General features: G+C 52.2%; 15 protein-coding genes and 1 pseudogene. 3 read left to right on the top strand and 13 right to left on the bottom strand.

Annotated features, from left to right (window positions below; genetic code table 11):
• Positions 1 to 270: 270 nt before the first annotated feature.
• A complete protein-coding gene (gene gltB, locus URZ40_RS13910) occupies positions 271 to 4,731 on the top strand; it encodes a glutamate synthase large subunit (RefSeq protein WP_320720699.1) in 4,461 nt (1,486 codons plus the stop codon).
• A gap of 9 nt (positions 4,732 to 4,740) precedes the next feature.
• On the top strand, positions 4,741 to 6,159 hold the full coding sequence (locus URZ40_RS13905) for a glutamate synthase small subunit (RefSeq protein WP_116343528.1): 1,419 nt from the start codon (positions 4,741 to 4,743) through the stop codon (positions 6,157 to 6,159).
• A gap of 187 nt (positions 6,160 to 6,346) precedes the next feature.
• On the opposite strand, the pseudogene URZ40_RS13900 reads toward URZ40_RS13905, so the two are convergent.
• The 13 genes and pseudogenes from URZ40_RS13900 to zapE form a co-directional block, all read right to left on the bottom strand.
• Positions 6,347 to 6,475: pseudogene (locus tag URZ40_RS13900) on the bottom strand (transcriptional regulator NanR); the annotation flags it as partial.
• Positions 6,476 to 6,622: 147 nt separating this feature from the next.
• The gene (locus tag URZ40_RS13895) at positions 6,623 to 7,477 is read right to left on the bottom strand and encodes a StfH/YfcO family fimbrial adhesin (RefSeq protein WP_316379844.1); all 855 of its coding nucleotides are present in this window, start codon (positions 7,475 to 7,477) and stop codon (positions 6,623 to 6,625) included.
• A 1-nt stretch (position 7,478) separates the two neighbouring features.
• Complete coding sequence (locus URZ40_RS13890; RefSeq protein ID WP_316379843.1) at positions 7,479 to 8,015, bottom strand: fimbrial protein; 537 nt, start codon at positions 8,013 to 8,015, stop codon at positions 7,479 to 7,481.
• Entirely contained in the window at positions 8,012 to 8,494 is a 483-nt protein-coding gene (locus tag URZ40_RS13885) for a fimbrial protein (protein ID WP_316379842.1), read from the bottom strand. Before URZ40_RS13885 ends, URZ40_RS13890 begins: the two co-directional genes overlap by 4 nt.
• Positions 8,491 to 8,988, bottom strand: a complete 498-nt coding sequence (locus URZ40_RS13880) for a fimbrial protein (protein ID WP_316379841.1) — start codon at positions 8,986 to 8,988, stop codon at positions 8,491 to 8,493. The genes URZ40_RS13885 and URZ40_RS13880 overlap by 4 nt, the downstream gene beginning before the upstream one ends.
• A gap of 18 nt (positions 8,989 to 9,006) precedes the next feature.
• Positions 9,007 to 9,699 (bottom strand): fimbria/pilus periplasmic chaperone, encoded by a 693-nt coding sequence (locus URZ40_RS13875; RefSeq protein WP_316379972.1) that lies wholly within the window; start codon positions 9,697 to 9,699, stop codon positions 9,007 to 9,009.
• A gap of 53 nt (positions 9,700 to 9,752) precedes the next feature.
• Entirely contained in the window at positions 9,753 to 12,392 is a 2,640-nt protein-coding gene (locus URZ40_RS13870; protein ID WP_320720698.1) for an outer membrane usher protein, read from the bottom strand.
• Between the two features lie 80 nt (positions 12,393 to 12,472).
• Positions 12,473 to 13,033: a fimbrial protein gene (locus URZ40_RS13865; protein WP_316379839.1), complete on the bottom strand. Its 561-nt coding sequence runs from the start codon at positions 13,031 to 13,033 to the stop codon at positions 12,473 to 12,475.
• A gap of 411 nt (positions 13,034 to 13,444) precedes the next feature.
• Positions 13,445 to 13,942, bottom strand: a complete 498-nt coding sequence (gene sspB, locus URZ40_RS13860; protein ID WP_061099617.1) for a ClpXP protease specificity-enhancing factor — start codon at positions 13,940 to 13,942, stop codon at positions 13,445 to 13,447.
• Positions 13,943 to 13,947: 5 nt separating this feature from the next.
• Complete coding sequence (sspA, locus tag URZ40_RS13855; RefSeq protein WP_014885418.1) at positions 13,948 to 14,586, bottom strand: stringent starvation protein SspA; 639 nt, start codon at positions 14,584 to 14,586, stop codon at positions 13,948 to 13,950.
• A gap of 308 nt (positions 14,587 to 14,894) precedes the next feature.
• Positions 14,895 to 15,287 carry a 30S ribosomal protein S9 gene (rpsI, locus tag URZ40_RS13850; RefSeq protein WP_003860436.1) on the bottom strand — a complete coding sequence of 131 codons (393 nt, stop codon included), beginning with the start codon at positions 15,285 to 15,287 and terminating at the stop codon, positions 14,895 to 14,897.
• A 15-nt stretch (positions 15,288 to 15,302) separates the two neighbouring features.
• Positions 15,303 to 15,731 carry a 50S ribosomal protein L13 gene (gene rplM, locus URZ40_RS13845; RefSeq protein WP_003860434.1) on the bottom strand — a complete coding sequence of 143 codons (429 nt, stop codon included), beginning with the start codon at positions 15,729 to 15,731 and terminating at the stop codon, positions 15,303 to 15,305.
• 289 nt (positions 15,732 to 16,020) lie between these two features.
• Positions 16,021 to 17,145 carry a cell division protein ZapE gene (gene zapE, locus URZ40_RS13840; RefSeq protein WP_302220237.1) on the bottom strand — a complete coding sequence of 375 codons (1,125 nt, stop codon included), beginning with the start codon at positions 17,143 to 17,145 and terminating at the stop codon, positions 16,021 to 16,023.
• 189 nt (positions 17,146 to 17,334) lie between these two features.
• Between zapE and zapG the strand changes: the two genes are divergently transcribed.
• Positions 17,335 to 17,733 carry a Z-ring associated protein ZapG gene (zapG, locus tag URZ40_RS13835; RefSeq protein WP_010436126.1) on the top strand — a complete coding sequence of 133 codons (399 nt, stop codon included), beginning with the start codon at positions 17,335 to 17,337 and terminating at the stop codon, positions 17,731 to 17,733.
• Positions 17,734 to 17,753 lie beyond the last annotated feature (20 nt).

Below are 17,753 nucleotides of genomic sequence, written 5' to 3'. Positions count from 1 at the left end.
TTGCCATTTGACCTGTGTACCAATTCCCGATAAGTTGGAAATCCGCTGGAAGCTTTCTGGATGAGCGGCCTGCTCATCATATTTATGCAGTAATTGAGATTCCCTCTGAAGCAAGTCCTCAAACTTGTTTACCTGCGCGAAAGGATGAAAAAGAGGGCGAATGCGAGGTCCGCGTATGAAACGCAAACCCCGTCGCCATGCTCTTTCTGCGCCTGTGCGCCACGGTAAAGTTCAGTGGGAAGCCCGACGAGCCTGGGGAGGTTCACTGATATGTTGTACGATAAATCCCTTGAGAAGGATAACTGTGGTTTCGGCCTGATCGCCCACATAGAAGGCGAACCTAGCCACAAGGTAGTGCGTACTGCTATTCACGCACTGGCCCGAATGCAGCACCGTGGCGCTATTCTTGCCGATGGTAAAACCGGCGACGGTTGCGGCCTGCTGCTGCAAAAACCGGATCGTTTCTTCCGCATCGTGGCGGAAGAGCGCGGCTGGCGTTTAGCCAAAAACTACGCTGTCGGTATGCTGTTCCTGAACCAGGATCCTGAAAAGGCTGCCGCTTCACGCCGCATCGTCGAAGAAGAACTTCAGCGTGAAACCCTGTCGATTGTCGGCTGGCGCGATGTGCCAACCAACGAAGGGGTGCTCGGTGAAATCGCCCTCTCCTCGCTGCCTCGCATTGAGCAGATTTTCGTTAACGCACCTGCGGGCTGGCGTCCGCGCGATATGGAACGCCGTCTGTTTATTGCCCGCCGCCGCATCGAAAAACGTCTCCAGGACGATAAAGAGTTCTACGTGTGTAGCCTCTCGAACCTGGTCAACATCTATAAAGGTCTGTGTATGCCGGCTGACCTGCCGCGTTTCTACCTGGACCTGGCGGACCTGCGTCTGGAATCGGCCATTTGCCTGTTCCACCAGCGCTTCTCCACCAACACCGTGCCACGCTGGCCGCTGGCGCAGCCGTTCCGCTATCTGGCGCATAACGGCGAGATCAACACCATCACCGGTAACCGCCAGTGGGCACGCGCCCGTACCTATAAGTTCCAGACCCCACTGATCCCTGACCTGCACGATGCCGCACCGTTCGTGAACGAAACCGGCTCGGACTCCAGCTCCATGGATAACATGCTGGAACTGCTGCTGGCGGGCGGGATGGACATCGTGCGCGCCATGCGTCTGCTGGTGCCACCGGCCTGGCAGAACAACCCGGACATGGATCCTGAGCTGCGCGCGTTCTTCGACTTTAACTCCATGCACATGGAGCCGTGGGACGGCCCGGCGGGCATCGTCATGTCCGACGGCCGCTTCGCTGCCTGTAACCTGGACCGTAACGGTCTGCGTCCGGCGCGCTACGTTATCACCAAAGACAAGCTCATCACCTGCGCCTCTGAAGTCGGTATCTGGGATTACCAGCCTGACGAAGTGGTTGAGAAAGGCCGCGTAGGCCCGGGCGAGCTGATGGTGATCGACACCCGCGGCGGCCGCATTCTGCACTCCGCCGAAACCGACAACGATCTGAAGAGCCGCCACCCCTACAAAGAGTGGATGGCGAAAAACGTGCGTCGTCTGGTGCCATTTGAAGATCTGCCGGACGAAGAGGTGGGCAGCCGCGAGCTGGACGACGATACGCTTGCCAGCTTCCAGAAACAGTTTAACTACAGCGCGGAAGAGCTGGACTCTGTTATTCGCGTACTGGGTGAAAACGGCCAGGAAGCGGTCGGCTCCATGGGCGACGATACCCCGTTTGCCGTGCTCTCCAGCCAGCCACGCATCATTTACGATTACTTCCGTCAGCAGTTCGCGCAGGTCACCAACCCGCCGATCGACCCGCTGCGTGAAGCCCACGTAATGTCGCTGGCGACCAGCATCGGTCGTGAGATGAACGTCTTCTGCGAAGCCGAAGGCCAGGCGCACCGTCTGACCTTTAAATCGCCGATCCTGCTGTACTCCGATTTCAAACAGCTCACCACTATGACCGAGGAGCACTACCGCGCCGACACGCTCGACATTACGTTCGACGTGACCGAAGCGAGCCTCGAAGAGACGGTGAACGCGCTGTGCGACAAAGCCGAGCAGATGGTGCGTAACGGCACCGTGCTGCTGGTGCTGTCTGACCGCAATATCGCCAAAAACCGTCTGCCGGTGCCTGCGCCAATGGCGGTGGGTGCTATCCAGACGCGCCTGGTGGATAAGAGCCTGCGCTGCGACGCCAACATCATTGTTGAAACCGCAAGCGCGCGCGACCCGCACCACTTTGCCGTGCTGTTAGGCTTCGGCGCGACGGCGATCTACCCGTACCTGGCCTACGAAACGCTGGCCCGCCTGGTGGATACCCGCGCGATCGACAAAGATTACCGCACGGTGATGCTGAACTACCGTAACGGCATCAACAAAGGTCTGTACAAGATCATGTCCAAAATGGGCATCTCGACCATTGCCTCCTACCGCTGTTCGAAGCTGTTTGAAGCGGTCGGCCTGCATGATGAGGTCGCCAACCTCTGCTTCCAGGGCGTGGTCAGCCGCATCGGCGGCGCCGGTTTTGCTGACTTCCAGCAGGATCTGGTGAACCTGTCCAAACGCGCCTGGCTGGCACGTAAGCCGCTGGATCAGGGCGGTCTGCTGAAATACGTTCACGGCGGCGAGTACCACGCCTATAACCCTGACGTGGTGCGCACGCTGCAGCAGGCGGTTCAGAGCGGCGAGTACAGCGATTATCAGCAGTACGCCGAGCTGGTGAACAATCGTCCGGCGGCAACGCTGCGCGACCTTATAGCCCTCAATCCGGGCGATGAAGCGGTCAGCATTGACGAGGTTGAACCTGCATCCGAACTGTTTAAACGCTTTGATACCGCGGCGATGTCCATCGGCGCGCTGAGCCCGGAAGCCCACGAAGCGCTGGCGGAAGCCATGAACAGCATCGGCGGCAACTCCAACTCCGGCGAAGGCGGTGAAGACCCGGCGCGTTACGGCACCAACAAAGTGTCTCGTATCAAGCAGGTGGCATCTGGTCGCTTTGGCGTAACGCCTGCGTACCTTGTTAACGCCGACGTGATTCAGATTAAAGTCGCTCAGGGTGCTAAACCGGGCGAAGGTGGTCAGCTGCCGGGTGATAAAGTCACCCCGTACATTGCCAAACTGCGCTATTCCGTGCCGGGCGTGACGCTGATCTCCCCGCCGCCGCACCACGATATCTACTCTATCGAGGACCTGGCGCAGCTGATTTTCGACCTGAAGCAGGTCAACCCGAAGGCGATGATCTCCGTGAAGCTGGTTTCCGAACCAGGCGTCGGCACCATCGCCACCGGCGTGGCGAAAGCCTATGCGGATCTCATTACCATTGCCGGCTACGACGGCGGCACCGGCGCAAGCCCGCTATCTTCCGTGAAATATGCGGGCTGCCCGTGGGAGCTTGGCCTGGTGGAAACCCAGCAGGCGCTGGTGGCGAACGGCCTGCGTCACAAGATCCGCCTGCAGGTGGACGGAGGCCTAAAAACCGGCCTCGACATCATCAAGGCGGCGATTCTGGGTGCGGAAAGCTTTGGCTTTGGTACCGGCCCGATGGTTGCGCTCGGCTGTAAATACCTGCGTATTTGCCACCTGAACAACTGTGCAACGGGCGTTGCAACCCAGGACGAGAAGCTGCGTAAGAACCACTATCACGGCCTGCCGTTCAAAGTGACCAACTACTTTGACTTCATCGCCCGTGAAACACGCGAGCTGATGGCGCAGCTGGGCGTGAAGCGTCTGGTGGACCTGATTGGCCGCACTGACCTGCTTAAAGAGCTGGAAGGCTTCACGGCGAAGCAGCAGAAGCTGGAGCTGAGCAAGCTGCTGGAAACCGCGCAGCCGCACCCAGGCAAAGCGGTCTACTGCACCGAGAACAACCCGCCGTTCGATAACGGCGTGCTGAACGCGCAGCTGCTGCAGCAGGCGAAGCCGTACGTGGACGACAAGCAGAGCAAAACGTTCTGGTTTGATATCCGCAACACCGACCGCTCCGTGGGCGCATCCCTCTCCGGTTATATCGCGCAGACGCACGGTGACCAGGGGCTGGCTGCCGACCCAATTACCGCGCACTTCAGCGGTACCGCGGGTCAGAGCTTCGGGGTCTGGAACGCAGGCGGCGTTGAGCTGTACCTGACCGGCGATGCCAACGACTACGTCGGTAAAGGCATGGCAGGCGGTCTGCTGGCGGTGCGTCCTCCGGTCGGCTCAGCCTTCCGCAGCCACGAAGCGAGCATCATCGGTAACACCTGCCTGTACGGCGCGACCGGCGGCCGTCTGTTCGCAGCAGGTCGTGCGGGCGAGCGTTTTGCGGTACGTAACTCCGGTGCCATCACCGTGGTGGAAGGCATTGGCGATAACGGTTGTGAATACATGACGGGCGGGATTGTTTGCGTTCTGGGTAAAACCGGCGTGAACTTCGGCGCTGGCATGACGGGCGGTTTTGCCTACGTACTGGATGAAGACGGTGAGTTCCGCAAGCGCGTGAACCCGGAGCTGGTGGAAGTGCTGGATGTTGATACGCTGGCTATCCATGAAGAACACCTGCGCGGCTTGATTACCGAACACGTGCAGCATACCGGTTCTTCGCGCGGCGAAGAGATCCTGGCGAACTGGCCGGCGTTCTCTGCGAAATTCGCGCTGGTTAAGCCGAAGTCCAGCGATGTTAAAGCCCTGTTGGGTCACCGTAGTCGTAGCGCAGCAGAGCTGCGCGTGCAGGCGCAGTAAGGAATTCAGATGAGCCAGAACGTATACCAGTTTATCGACCTGCAGCGTGTTGATCCGCCAAAGAAACCGCTGAAGATCCGCAAAATTGAATTTGTTGAAATCTATGAGCCGTTTTCAGAAGGCCAGGCCAAAGCACAGGCAGACCGCTGCCTGTCCTGCGGTAACCCTTACTGCGAATGGAAATGTCCGGTGCACAACTACATCCCGAACTGGCTGAAGCTGGCCAACGAAGGGCGTATTTTTGAAGCCGCCGAGCTGTCTCACCAGACCAACACCCTGCCGGAAGTGTGCGGGCGCGTGTGTCCTCAGGACCGTCTGTGTGAAGGCTCCTGTACGCTGAACGATGAGTTTGGCGCGGTGACCATCGGCAACATCGAGCGCTATATCAACGATAAAGCGTTCGAAATGGGCTGGCGTCCGGATATGACCGGCGTGCGTCAAACCGACAAGCGCGTGGCCATCATCGGCGCGGGCCCGGCGGGCCTGGCCTGTGCGGACGTCCTGACCCGCAACGGCGTGAAGGCGGTGGTCTTTGACCGTCATCCGGAAATTGGCGGTCTGCTGACCTTCGGTATCCCGGCCTTTAAGCTGGAAAAAGAGGTCATGACCCGCCGCCGTGAAATCTTCACCGGCATGGGCATAGAGTTCAAACTGAACACAGAAGTGGGCCGCGACGTGCAGCTCGACGACCTGCTGAAGGATTACGACGCCGTGTTCCTGGGTGTGGGCACCTATCAGTCCATGCGCGGCGGTCTGGAGAACGAAGACGCGCCGGGCGTATACGACGCGCTGCCGTTCCTGATTGCCAACACCAGGCAGATCATGGGCTACGGTGAAACGGCTGATGAACCATTCATTAGCATGGAAGGCAAACGCGTGGTGGTGCTGGGCGGCGGTGATACCGCGATGGACTGCGTGCGTACCTCCATTCGTCAGAATGCGGCACACGTCATCTGCGCCTACCGTCGTGACGAAGAGAACATGCCGGGCTCGAAACGCGAAGTGAAAAACGCGCGTGAAGAGGGCGTGGAGTTCCAGTTCAACATCCAGCCTCTGGGTATTGAGGTGAATGCCAACGGAAAAGTGAGCGGCGTGAAGATGGCTCGCACGGAGATGGGCGCGCCGGATGCGAAAGGCCGTCGTCGCGCGGAGATCGTGGCAGGCTCTGAGCATGTGATCCCGGCCGATGCCGTGGTGATGGCGTTTGGTTTCCGTCCGCACAGCATGGAGTGGCTGGCGAAGCACAGCGTGGAGCTGGATTCGCAGGGCCGCGTAATCGCGCCAGAAGGTAGTGATAATGCGTTCCAGACCAGCAACCCGAAAATCTTCGCCGGTGGCGATATCGTTCGCGGTTCTGACCTGGTGGTCACGGCGATTGCCGAAGGCCGCAAAGCCGCTGAAGGGATTATGAACTTCCTGGAAGTGTAAGAAACGAGCCGGATGGAAATACCATCCGGCTTTTTTATGCGGTTAACAGGCTGGCGCGGACTCCGCAACACCAAACAGAATCAGCTCTCCACCGGCTCACAGGAGCTGTGATGTCAATATACAGGAAGTGCAGCTCTCCAATCATCATAGCGTGACTACCGTTGCTAACAGCGCCCCGCCCAGCCAGGCGGCGGATCATCTGCTCCAGCTCTTCTTCCACCCTATCTGACAGCTTTTTGCGCGCCAGCAGACGACGTCGCAGGCTGCGGCCAATAGCTTCATCAGACTTTTCAGCTTTAAGATCAAATGGTTTCATTGCAGTCCGGTGTCAGAAAGGGAGAACAATCCATCATAACAAAGGAAATTACAGGTGGAGAAATCGTGCCTGGTGGCCTTCCTGCCCACCTCCTTACTCATTGTCTCGCCCGGTAAAGGCTTTCACCGGGCCTTATCAAACTTCACGCTATAACTGATCAATGATGTAACGGTAGTTACATGTCGATGTAAACTGACCGGCACCGATATTTTCAGTATTAATTTTGACGATAATGTCATGTATTATCATATCGCTTAACGGATGGCGCACGGTGTAGGTCGTCAGTTTTGAATTATCACAGCCCAAAGCCGTTACAGAAATACCCGTCGTAATAACGCGACAATTCGCACCGCGATCGTCCATTAAGCTGTTGTCACAAACGCTTCCGCCTTCCCAAAGGTAGGTATGCAGGGTACTTTCCATTTCGCCACCCGTGGAATTAAACGTTATTTGCTTATCATGCTGTAATATTTTCGGATCCCATGAGATATCTAGTCCGGACGTAGGCGTAAACACACACGCCGTTGTTCGCTCCATCGTGGATGACCAGCCTTCACCTGTGACAGTATTTGTCGAACGAGAGATAAACATCAAAATCCACGGGCATGTTGAGGCTTTATCCCACGGTACCTCGATGTGAATTGTTACCCTATTACAACTCCAACGGGATAAATCAAGCCCTGAGCACCCTGCCGTATTCTTCACTTCAGTTACATATTTAAGTCTCAGTACCTGATAACCCGCAGCATTACCATCCCATGAGACATTCGGAAGGTTACCGTCGCCATCTCTTTTTGTAAGATCCCATACCCCATGGAATATGCCCCCTTTAGTAGTTGTTCCGAGGTTAATGAGAACAGATTCTTTTTCCCCGGATTTCGGCACCGCATAATAAAGACTTATTTCACTCTGGCTGGAGCGTAAGCCACCGCCGGCATAACTGCCGCTACTAAAAAAACTTAAAAAGGCGAAAACCAGTGCGATAAATAATCGTGTTTTCATATTATAAATATTCGAAAATGACGGTTGAAGTTGCTGTGAATGTTCCCGGCAAGACCTCCTGACCAGGAATAACCTGGAGCCAGGCATGCATCACCAGATCGTTACTACCCTCGCTAAGCGGGAAAATCACCCCTTCTGCATCGTTAAAAAGTACGTGTTCGCCCTGCTCTGTTTCCAAACCGATACCGACACCAGAAGCGGGAGAGGAAGTATCGAAGGCCAGAAAACCCGCCATTTCAGCTGTTTCATTTCCGTTAAATGTCACCCGAACACCATTCTTTTGTACCGAAGGCGGACAATCGTATAATTTCAACGTAACGGGTCGACTGACAGAGCGTCCTCGAAGCATTAAATCGCTGGCGGCAATATCAGGAAACGTCACGGTATCAAGCACACCGTTTTCCATTTGCATCTTACAAACACCTCCTAACAAATTGCCGGTAAAGTGCACGTTGTCGTTTTTCGCATTAACGCACTGCGTGGAGAGTAGTAGCATTAAAGGGAGGATTGCCCCTGAACACCTTTTATTAGCCTTCATTGGTAATCCACCTGCAATGTTGCCCACCCTTCAAAATTACCTGAATACATTACGACACCACTTTTCTTAACAGGAACGGCTTTCAGAACGGGTAATGCCTGTTCATTCACTGTTAATGTAGACCCCAGTTGGAAAGGGATACTGTCGTGAAGTATTTCGATCCCCAGCCCTGAAACATCTGTAACAATGGCCGCCGTATTGAAATCCGTAACGTTGCCAGTAAGCGTTAGCGTCATCCCCAGATCGGAATACCTGTCAGGTGAATCACAATCGATCGTATAAGGCAGATCTTGCATAAATTTATTTCCATCGATCTCATCTATCTGAACATCAACAAAATTCACCTCGATGGTTTGATCGTTGCTGATCACACAGGTTGGAGGACGAACCAGATAGCCATGAAACGTGAGATCTCCGGATGCGTGTACGCTGGTTACCAGGAGCATGCTAAGTAAAAAGACTAATGAATATTGTTTCATTGGTAATCCACTATCATGGTCGCTCTGGCATTAAACTCCGCAGCGCTAAGCGTTGTTGAGCTTTCTTTTACCGGGACGACTTCCAGTTCAGGTCCGCTGTTTGCCCACGTAAATGACAGCCAATCGGATGTTCCCGGTTCAATGAGATTTTTGCCGTCTTTTGTTTGCAGACGCAGTCCAAAACCGTCCACGCTTGTCTTTAAGACTTTTTCTCCGTTGATCGTGGTCGAATCACCCTGAATCTGGAGTTTAAGGTAATCTTTAAGGCGATCTTTACAATTAAGACTGTAATTAAGCGGCTTTGTATAACGGGTGCCATCGATTTTAGTGGTATAAACTGTTCCGAATTCAACCGCTCCGCCGGTTACCTGGCATGGCATAGGCACATTCACCACTACAGTCACTGACAAATCCACCTGGGTATCAATTGCCATAGACGGCAATGCCACACTGACCAATCCGAATGCCATTAAGCAGGGTATTTTGCGAAACATAATTCGGCCTCCTGCCTGTTATTTTTTACTGCTTTTTTCCTGATCGACATTACAAGTCGTTCCGTTACATTTAAAATGCAGTGGCATCCGTCCACCATAATCATCGACATAAACAAGAACGGGATGTGGCCCCAAATCTGCTGCTTTCACGTGCATCAGTTCACTGGATTTTGGCGCCAGAACAATCGGATTAAAACCTGCAACGGACGAGGTATTAACGCGGCTGCTGGCATTACTCAGTACGACATAGTAGCTAGATGGGTTATTCACCTGATAATCTCCACCGCTGCGCGTCAATGTGAGTTGATACTGCCAGGGATGAAGAGGATCCATTTTAGGTAAAGACGCAGGTCGGTAAAATAATTTAATGCGCGTTTGCAGGGCAATTTGCAGCGTATTCGGCCGCTTTCCTTTCGGTGGAATCTCTCTTACGTTGAAGTAAAACAGCGATTCACGATCCTGCGGCAATGATGCAAGCCCCGGCATGCCTTGTATTTTCACCTGGCCCGTTTCTTTCGGTTCGATACGCTGAACTGGAGGTAATACGGCGAGCGGGGAGGTAATCTTTTGCCCTTTATTATCTTCAATCCAGGATTGAGCCAGATACGGGCTATCTTGGTTATCATTACGTAGCGTAAGGATAACAGATTTCTCGCTACCGCTAAAAACAACGCGTGTTCTGTCAGGTACAACAGCTGCATGCGCCAGCATTGGCAATAATGTGCATCCTAAAAGGATTTTAGTAGACAAAAAAAGAAAATTTTTCATGTATTTTTTCCTGAATTAATCGAAGCATCCGGTATTCCGGAAAAATCTTCATGTTCCGACTTGGGAATCACGTGTTGTGTTTGCTGCTGAATTGCCGGTATTACTTTATGTGTAACCGGCGTAGTTAATTTTTTTTCACTGCTGCAAGGCAGTAACAAATTATTAAAGAGATCTTTTGGCAACGGATCGGGGAGTGTTATTAAACAGTGTTGACTACCGTTCCAGTTTACCTGCATACTTTCGCCTGGGTTCACCCCAGCCAGATAAACGCTGCCATTGTCATCGACAAGCCCAACCTGTTGCTGGTTCATATTCATGACTTCAGCCCCAAATGGAGGATATTTCCCGTCACTTAAACGCAACGTTGCAACTGCTTTCTCACCCCTTATAATATCGAATTTCCGATAGCCTATCGCACCTTCCGTTAAGGTAATTTGTGCTGTTGACTGCGTTGCTTCCGCATTATCAGGAAGGTTCTTAATGTCGATTTTAATATCATTACGGTAATAATCATTAATATCGGGTATTATGGCCATGCCAAAAGCATTGGTATAGACCGGCGTATTATATCCACCAACGGGTACATCAGGTTGCCCGCTGGCGTCAATCATTAAACGCGATCCGCCAGGAATAGACACACGATGCAGTGCCCCACCCTGAGCAGTAAGCGTAGCCCCACCTTCCATAGAGATACCAACGGAAGAGTAGGCGTTTTCAAGATAGCTGGCGTTAAGGTCAACATCCGTATAGTCACCCGTATGACGGAAATAACCATCCGCAGATTTATCGCTTTGTGAATCTCCAACGCTTACCTGATAGCTATTACGGTCATCAACTCGTTGGTTATATCCAACACGGTTTGAATGATCGTCATGATTAAATGAACCGTTATAGGTCAACGCCCCACTTTCGCCCCACGGAATACTGACCGAAAGATAAAATCCATCGTCGGTTTCATCATCATATTCATTGCGAAACCCGTTCAAGGAAAGGCTAATATTTTTCACGCGCCCCAAATCGAAGTATTTTGAAACCATAATGTTATAGTTATTTTCGTCTGAGCGGTCCCAATACGATCGGCGAGACCAGTTTAAAAAGACGTTTATACCAAGATCAATTACATTCTGGTTGTAGTTAACAGTAAACATTTCCTTGTCTTTTCCGGAACGAAAATGTTCATCGTCCTGAGCGTCAAGGTAATCGTTCATCGTCATAAAGTTTTCTTCAGAGAAACGATATCCTGCAAAAGAGATACGGCTATGCAATTCGTCATAGTCTTTTGAATAACTTATGCGGTACGAGTTCCCTTGTAAATTCTCGTCATCACTATCAGCCGTAATGTGCGCGTGTGAGCGAGTAACATCAAAAGAGATCGCCCCAAGCGCAGCCATATCGCGCCCAATACCCAGTGCGACCGCCTGATAATTTTGTTCACCAATGCCACCACCGTACAAGGACCAGCCGTCAGCAACGCCCCATGAGGCTTCACCTGCGCCGAACATTTCACCTGCCATTTGGTGATCCCAGTCCTGAGGGCGTCCCACCGTGGTTTTGAAACGCACCTGATTGGTTCGCGTAAGGAACGGCACGGATGCGGTACTTACATCGTATTCCTGAACCTGTCCATCCTGCTCTTCGATTCGTACGTGCAAATCACCAGAGACAGACTGGTTAATATCCTGAATACGGAACGGGCCTGCCGGAACCTGCTTTTCATAAAGCACTCTGCCTTGCTGCGTCACCACGACCTTGGCATTGGTTCGCGCAACGCCCGCGATATCAGGTGCATATCCTCTTAAGTTAGGAGGAAGCATTTGGTCGTCTGAATTGACGCTAACGCCCGCATAGTTGAAGGTATCAAAAATGTCCGACAGGAGGGAGGTTCCCCCCAGCAGAAGCTGTGCCCCCCATTTAGGTAAAGCGCGGTAGGCGTAGTAGCGGCTCCAGTCCCAGTTACGCGTGGTCTCGTCATCCTGACGTTGATAATCCGCTTGCCAGTCAGCACGCAGACGCCATGGCCCAACATTGGCACCCATTGTGCCATTACCACTGAGATCGCGATCATTGCCGCCGTCATTTTCGTCATGCTCATGGCTGGCGTTAATATTATAATCAAAAAGAATACCTGAAATACCTTCATCCCAGCGGGCAGGAGGCTCCCAGTTTTCGTCCGAATACTCGAGGTAGGCCTGTGGGATGGCGATACGCAATGCCGTTTGTGACATGTCCGCATCCACGTGCATATCTTTCAGCTGATCTGGTTTTAAACATGCACCGTCTTTTATCCATATAAAATGGTCTGACAGCTCAGGTTTGATACCGAGACGCGAAACAAGATCAGGTGAAAGGCAAGCATAACTGTCATCAGGATCATCTTCTTTAGGATACCAGTTAATGTCATAATTATCAGGAAGTCTGCCTGTATTTATTATTACCTGTAGATTATATTGACCTGGTAAAACATAACCCTTACGAGAAAAACGACTCAGATCATAATTTTCGCTACTGCGGACATCCAAGAATTGAGTATTGAATTCAACAGCATCTTCTGCAAAGGTATCATTACCGGATACTCCACAAAATAGCCCAACCAAAACGGCCAGATGTTTCAGTCGATAATATTTGCTGCACTTCATTATGATACCCTGAAAACGTACACATCCGAGCTGGAAATTAAATGCTGCCCCACGATAATTCGCGGGGCAAATATTAACAATTACAGATAGCTAATCTGGAAACTGGTCAAAGATGAGAACTCACCCGTGTCGATAGTTGTCGCAGCAGTTTCACCCTGAACCCAAGCTTTAAATGCCAGCTTTTGATCGGCCAGGCCTTTACCATCGGCATCAACGGCCAGCGCCTGCGTTGCAGCGTTCCCTAATTTAATTTCAGTACCTTTCGTGTTAGCGATTACAATATGAGAACCTTTCATCTCGCCCTTTGCCCCCATCAGAGCAAGGTAGCCCGGATTTGCCGTGGATTCATCACCACTCGCATTGAAGACAATGTTCATGCTGGTTTCGTCTGTAAATACGCAGTTAACCAGCTGAATATCAAAATCTACTGCCTGAATCAGTCCAGCTTTAAGTGACGCGGTGCCCAGGTTCTCGCCCAGACTAATCGTTTGGTTTTCGTCACCAATTTTAATAGAGCATGGGGAAGTAACAATTTTACCTACAAACGTAACTGTACCATCGTTACCTTCTGCATGTGCAGCCATCGCAGAACCGCCAAAGACTAACATACCAAGAAGCGCTGATTTCGCGAATTTTTTCATTTTCGATCCTTAAAAATATAGATAGATTTAAATCCACTAAATATAGTGAAGCTTTTTTGGGAAATATTCCCAGTTACCTAAAAGGTAATTTTTATATTTGAATAAGAAGAGGCTAACGCTTTGGGGGGGGTTAGTAGATTTACTTTTCTCTAAGTAATTCTCTCTTCATCCATGATTGGCTATATTTAGCCAGATATCATCGACATCCTGTACGATGAGCTCGTTCCCGAAATCCGGTTTCGATATAATATTATTTAAATGAATAATACGCTATTTTACGAACGTGTATATTTAATTAAACTTATTTCTTATTTTAGTTAGATTTAATAATGGGTATATTATTCATTCATAAAAAAAATGACTTGAATAAAAAAGCCCTTTCCATAAGCATATGGTAAGGGCTAATCTTAATTATTTCACAACGCGTAGCGCCGGACGACCACCGCGCGGTGGCGGATCGTCATCAGGATCGTTGTCGTCCTCACGATCGGGCTTGTCGCCATCAATCACGGACATTACCGTTTCGCTTTCGCTGGCGGTGATGCCTTCGTCATCATTCAGGCTGGCAACCTCTTCATCGTATGCCGCTTCCGGCTCGAACATGGTTCCCGCACCGTTTTCACGCGCGTAGATCGCCAGCACCGCAGCCAGCGGTACGGAAACCTGACGCGGCACGCCGCCGAACCGCGCGTTGAAGCGCACTTCGTCGTTTGCCAGCTCCAGGTTACCAACTGCACGCGGGGCAATGTTCAGTACGATCTGTCCGTCACGCGCGTATTCCATCGGAACCAGCACGCCCGGCAACGTCACATCCACAACCAGGTGCGGCGTGAGCTGGTTATCCAGCAGCCATTCATAGAAGGCGCGCAGCAGATACGGACGGCGTGGGGTAAGTTGTGACATTTCCACAGTCATTAGCCTCGGCCGAGACGCATTTCACGTTCCGGTTCAGTTAAAGATGCCAGGAAAGAGTCGCGCTCAAATACGCGAGTCATATAGCCTTTCAGCTCTTTTGCGCCAGGGCCGCTGAACTCAACGCCCAGGGTTGGCAGACGCCACAGCAGCGGGGCCAGGTAGCAATCTACCAGGCTGAACTCATCGCTCAGGAAGAAAGGTTTCTGACCAAACACAGGGGCAATTGCCAGCAGCTCTTCACGCAGTTGCTTACGCGCAGCGTCGGCTTCAGAAGCGGAACCGCTGGTGATGACGTTCATCAGCGAGTACCAGTCTTTTTCGATACGCTGCATGTACAGGCGGCTTTCACCACGCGCAACAGGGTAAACAGGCATCAGCGGCGGATGCGGGAAACGCTCATCCAGATATTCCATAATGATACGGGATTCCCACAGGGTCAGCTCGCGATCCACCAGCGTCGGTACGCTTTGGCTCGGGTTGAGATCGATCAGATCCTGAGGCGGGTTATCCTTTTCCACATGCTCGATCTCAAAACTGACACCCTTCTCGGCCAGTACGATACGAACCTGATGGCTATAAATGTCAGTAGGACCAGAAAACAGCGTCATTACCGAACGTTTGTTGGCAGCGACAGCCATGAAAACCTCCAGGTATATTCAGAATTTTTACTGCTACCAGCCCAACAGGGGCCAGCCAGATGTTGTATCGCCCATCCCAGAGAAAACACATTGTTCAAGAATCGAACAAAAATCGAGTATTCACCGATATTTGGGCAGAAAATTGGATGATAGTTTACCAGATTTTGATGGCTTTGTGGTGAGGGGATTCTGGAAATGTGGAAAAAGAGAAGATATATGAAATGTTACTGTGGATAACCTGCGCATTATCCATAAAAAAACCCGCCGAAGCGGGTTTTTCGCCAATCGTTCTGCGTAAGCAGAATGGATTAACGTTTGGAGAACTGTGGACGACGACGTGCTTTACGCAGACCCACTTTCTTACGTTCAACCTGACGAGCGTCACGAGTAACGAAGCCAGCTTTACGCAGTTCAGAACGCAGGGATTCGTCGTACTCCATCAGAGCGCGGGTGATACCGTGACGGATCGCACCTGCCTGACCGGAGATACCACCACCTTTAACGGTGATGTACAGATCCAGTTTTTCTACCATATCAACCAGTTCCAGCGGCTGGCGAACTACCATGCGGGCAGTTTCGCGACCGAAGTATTGTTCCAGAGAACGCTGGTTGATTACGATTTTACCACTGCCCGGTTTGATGAAAACGCGAGCTGCGGAACTTTTGCGGCGACCAGTGCCGTAGTATTGATTTTCAGCCATTGCCTATAATCCCGATTAGATGTCAAGAACTTGCGGTTGCTGTGCCGCGTGGTTGTGCTCGTTGCCTGCGTAAACTTTCAGTTTACGGAACATAGCACGACCCAGCGGGCCTTTTGGCAGCATGCCTTTAACCGCGATTTCAATCACACGCTCAGGACGGCGGGCAATCATCTCTTCAAAGGTCGCTTCTTTGATACCACCGATGTGGCCGGTGTGGTGGTAGTACATTTTGTCAGTACGCTTGTTGCCGGTAACAGCAACTTTGTCAGCGTTCAGAACGATGATGTAATCACCGGTATCAACGTGCGGAGTGTATTCCGCTTTATGCTTACCGCGCAGGCGACGAGCCAGTTCAGTAGCCAGACGGCCCAGAGTTTTACCGGTCGCGTCAACAACATACCAGTCGCGCTGTACGGTTTCTGGTTTAGCTGTAAAAGTTTTCATTAAAAGCTTACCCAAATAATAAGTTACACGTTGGTGAACACCCAAACGTTTAGTCAGTTGAGGTTCACACGACAAAGTCCGGCAAACCTACCCCTTCGAATAGCACATGCCGACACATAGAAAGTTTCGGGAAAAAAACCTTCTCGTAACGTGGGGTCGCAAGATTATAGAGAAGTTGAGGTCAAAGATCGACCCTTAAATGTGATTTGGAATGGGTTTTTCGGGGGTGGGTATTGTGCGGTCTGGTGCCCCCTCCCCCAGCCCCTCTCCCACAGGGAGAGGGTGGCATTTATGGCATATGCTCCAGCTTCAGGTATTCCTCGCTCTGCATCTCCTGCAGGCGCGACAGGCAGCGCTGGAACTCAAACTTCAGCCGCTCTCCCTGATAGATCTCATATAAAGGTACCTCGGCGCTGACCACCAGCTTGACGTGGCGCTCGTAAAACTCGTCCACCAGCGCAATGAAGCGCCGCGCTTCGCTCTCCATCAGCCGCGTCATCACCGGCACATCCATCACCATCACGGTGTGGAACAGGCGCGATAGCGCAATGTAATCGTGCTGGCTGCGGGCATCCACGCAGAGCGTCGCAAAGGAGACCGCCAGCGTTTGGTTTTCTACGCCAAGGGTTGGCAACGGACGATGGTTAATCTCCAGCGTCGGGGCGTTTTCGCGTGTTGCACCCGCCAGCGCCAGCCAGAGCTTATCCATCTCGCGGGTGGTCTCTGCATTTAACGGTGAGAGCCACAGGTGCGCCTGAGTCAGCGTACGTAACCGGTAATCTACCCCAGCATCAACATTCATAATGTCACAATGCTGTTTGATGGCGTCAATGGCGGGCAGGAAGCGCGCCCGCTGCAGGCCGTTGCGGTAAAGTTCATCTGGCGGGATATTCGACGTGGCAACGAGCGTGATCCCGCGGGCAAATAGCGCCTTCATCAGGCCGCCCAACAGCATGGCATCGGTGATGTCAGAAACGAAAAACTCATCGAAGCAGAGCACGTCCGTTTCAGCCTTGAACCTGTCGGCCACAATCTCCAGCGGATCGCTTTTGCCCTGCAGCGCAGTCAGCTCTTCATGCACCCGCAGCATAAAGCGATGGAAGTGCAGACGCTGTTTACGCTCACCCGGCAGGCTGAGATAAAACAGATCCATCAGCCAGGTTTTTCCGCGCCCGACGCCGCCCCACATGTATAAACCGCGCACCGGAGCCTGATCCTGCGGCGTTTTTTTACCGAGCAACCGCCCAAACGCGGCCTTGAGCCCACCACTCTGTTCTACTTCAGCAGGTTTTGCCGTGAGCGCCTGATAAATCATCTCCAGACGGTTTACCGCCTCACGTTGAACGTCATCAGGCTGATGAGTACCCTCATTCAGGGCCAGTTGATATCGCGATGCAGGGGACAGGTTTTGCATAATCTTATTGTTATTCCTTCAATTAACGCTCACCAGCAGGCGTGACTGATGAAAAAAAGGCCGTTCTACACTACGCGATGATACGTCAGGATTCCACTTCTGCGGAAATAGCGGTTATAGTGGCATTATCAGGCACAGGCAGGAGCCGAGCCAACACCCTACGGAACAACAAGACAACGGGAGAAGTTCATGACCTGGGAATATGCGCTAATCGGTTTAGTCGTCGGCATCGTGATCGGTGCTGTGGCCATGCGTTTCGGTAACCGCAAATTGCGTCAGCAGCAGTCACTGCAGTACGAACTGGAAAAGAACAAAGCAGAGCTGGAAGAGTATCGCGAAGAGCTGGTCAGCCACTTTGCCCGTAGCGCCGAGCTGCTGGACAACATGGCGACCGACTACCGCCAGCTGTATCAGCATATGGCGAAAAGCTCCAGCAGCCTGCTGCCGGAAATGACCGCGGAGACTAATCCGTTCCGCAACCGTCTGGCCGACTCAGAAGCCGGTAACGATCAGGCGCCCGTTCAGATGCCACGCGACTACTCTGACGGCGCGTCCGGCCTGCTGCGCGGTGGCGCAAAACGCGATTAACCGCACAACATAAATATATT

This window comes from Enterobacter sp. 296B2 (assembly GCF_034106185.1).
Classification (GTDB): Bacteria; Pseudomonadota; Gammaproteobacteria; order Enterobacterales; family Enterobacteriaceae; genus Enterobacter; species Enterobacter cloacae_N.
This window is presented reverse-complemented; position numbering and strand designations above follow the sequence as displayed.

Coding starts and splice junctions, on each gene's coding strand:
- URZ40_RS13890 (WP_316379843.1), bottom strand. CDS start 8,015: ATGAAGGCTAATAAAAGGTGTTCAGGGGCAATCCTCCCTTTAATGCTA.
- URZ40_RS13880 (WP_316379841.1), bottom strand. CDS start 8,988: ATGTTTCGCAAAATACCCTGCTTAATGGCATTCGGATTGGTCAGTGTG.
- sspA (WP_014885418.1), bottom strand. CDS start 14,586: ATGGCTGTCGCTGCCAACAAACGTTCGGTAATGACGCTGTTTTCTGGT.
- URZ40_RS13905 (WP_116343528.1), top strand. CDS start 4,741: ATGAGCCAGAACGTATACCAGTTTATCGACCTGCAGCGTGTTGATCCG.
- URZ40_RS13870 (WP_320720698.1), bottom strand. CDS start 12,392: ATGAAGTGCAGCAAATATTATCGACTGAAACATCTGGCCGTTTTGGTT.
- rplM (WP_003860434.1), bottom strand. CDS start 15,731: ATGAAAACTTTTACAGCTAAACCAGAAACCGTACAGCGCGACTGGTAT.
- URZ40_RS13865 (WP_316379839.1), bottom strand. CDS start 13,033: ATGAAAAAATTCGCGAAATCAGCGCTTCTTGGTATGTTAGTCTTTGGC.
- URZ40_RS13875 (WP_316379972.1), bottom strand. CDS start 9,699: ATGCTGGCGCATGCAGCTGTTGTACCTGACAGAACACGCGTTGTTTTT.
- URZ40_RS13885 (WP_316379842.1), bottom strand. CDS start 8,494: ATGAAACAATATTCATTAGTCTTTTTACTTAGCATGCTCCTGGTAACC.
- zapE (WP_302220237.1), bottom strand. CDS start 17,145: ATGCAAAACCTGTCCCCTGCATCGCGATATCAACTGGCCCTGAATGAG.
- rpsI (WP_003860436.1), bottom strand. CDS start 15,287: ATGGCTGAAAATCAATACTACGGCACTGGTCGCCGCAAAAGTTCCGCA.
- gltB (WP_320720699.1), top strand. CDS start 271: ATGTTGTACGATAAATCCCTTGAGAAGGATAACTGTGGTTTCGGCCTG.
- zapG (WP_010436126.1), top strand. CDS start 17,335: ATGACCTGGGAATATGCGCTAATCGGTTTAGTCGTCGGCATCGTGATC.
- URZ40_RS13895 (WP_316379844.1), bottom strand. CDS start 7,477: ATGAAAACACGATTATTTATCGCACTGGTTTTCGCCTTTTTAAGTTTT.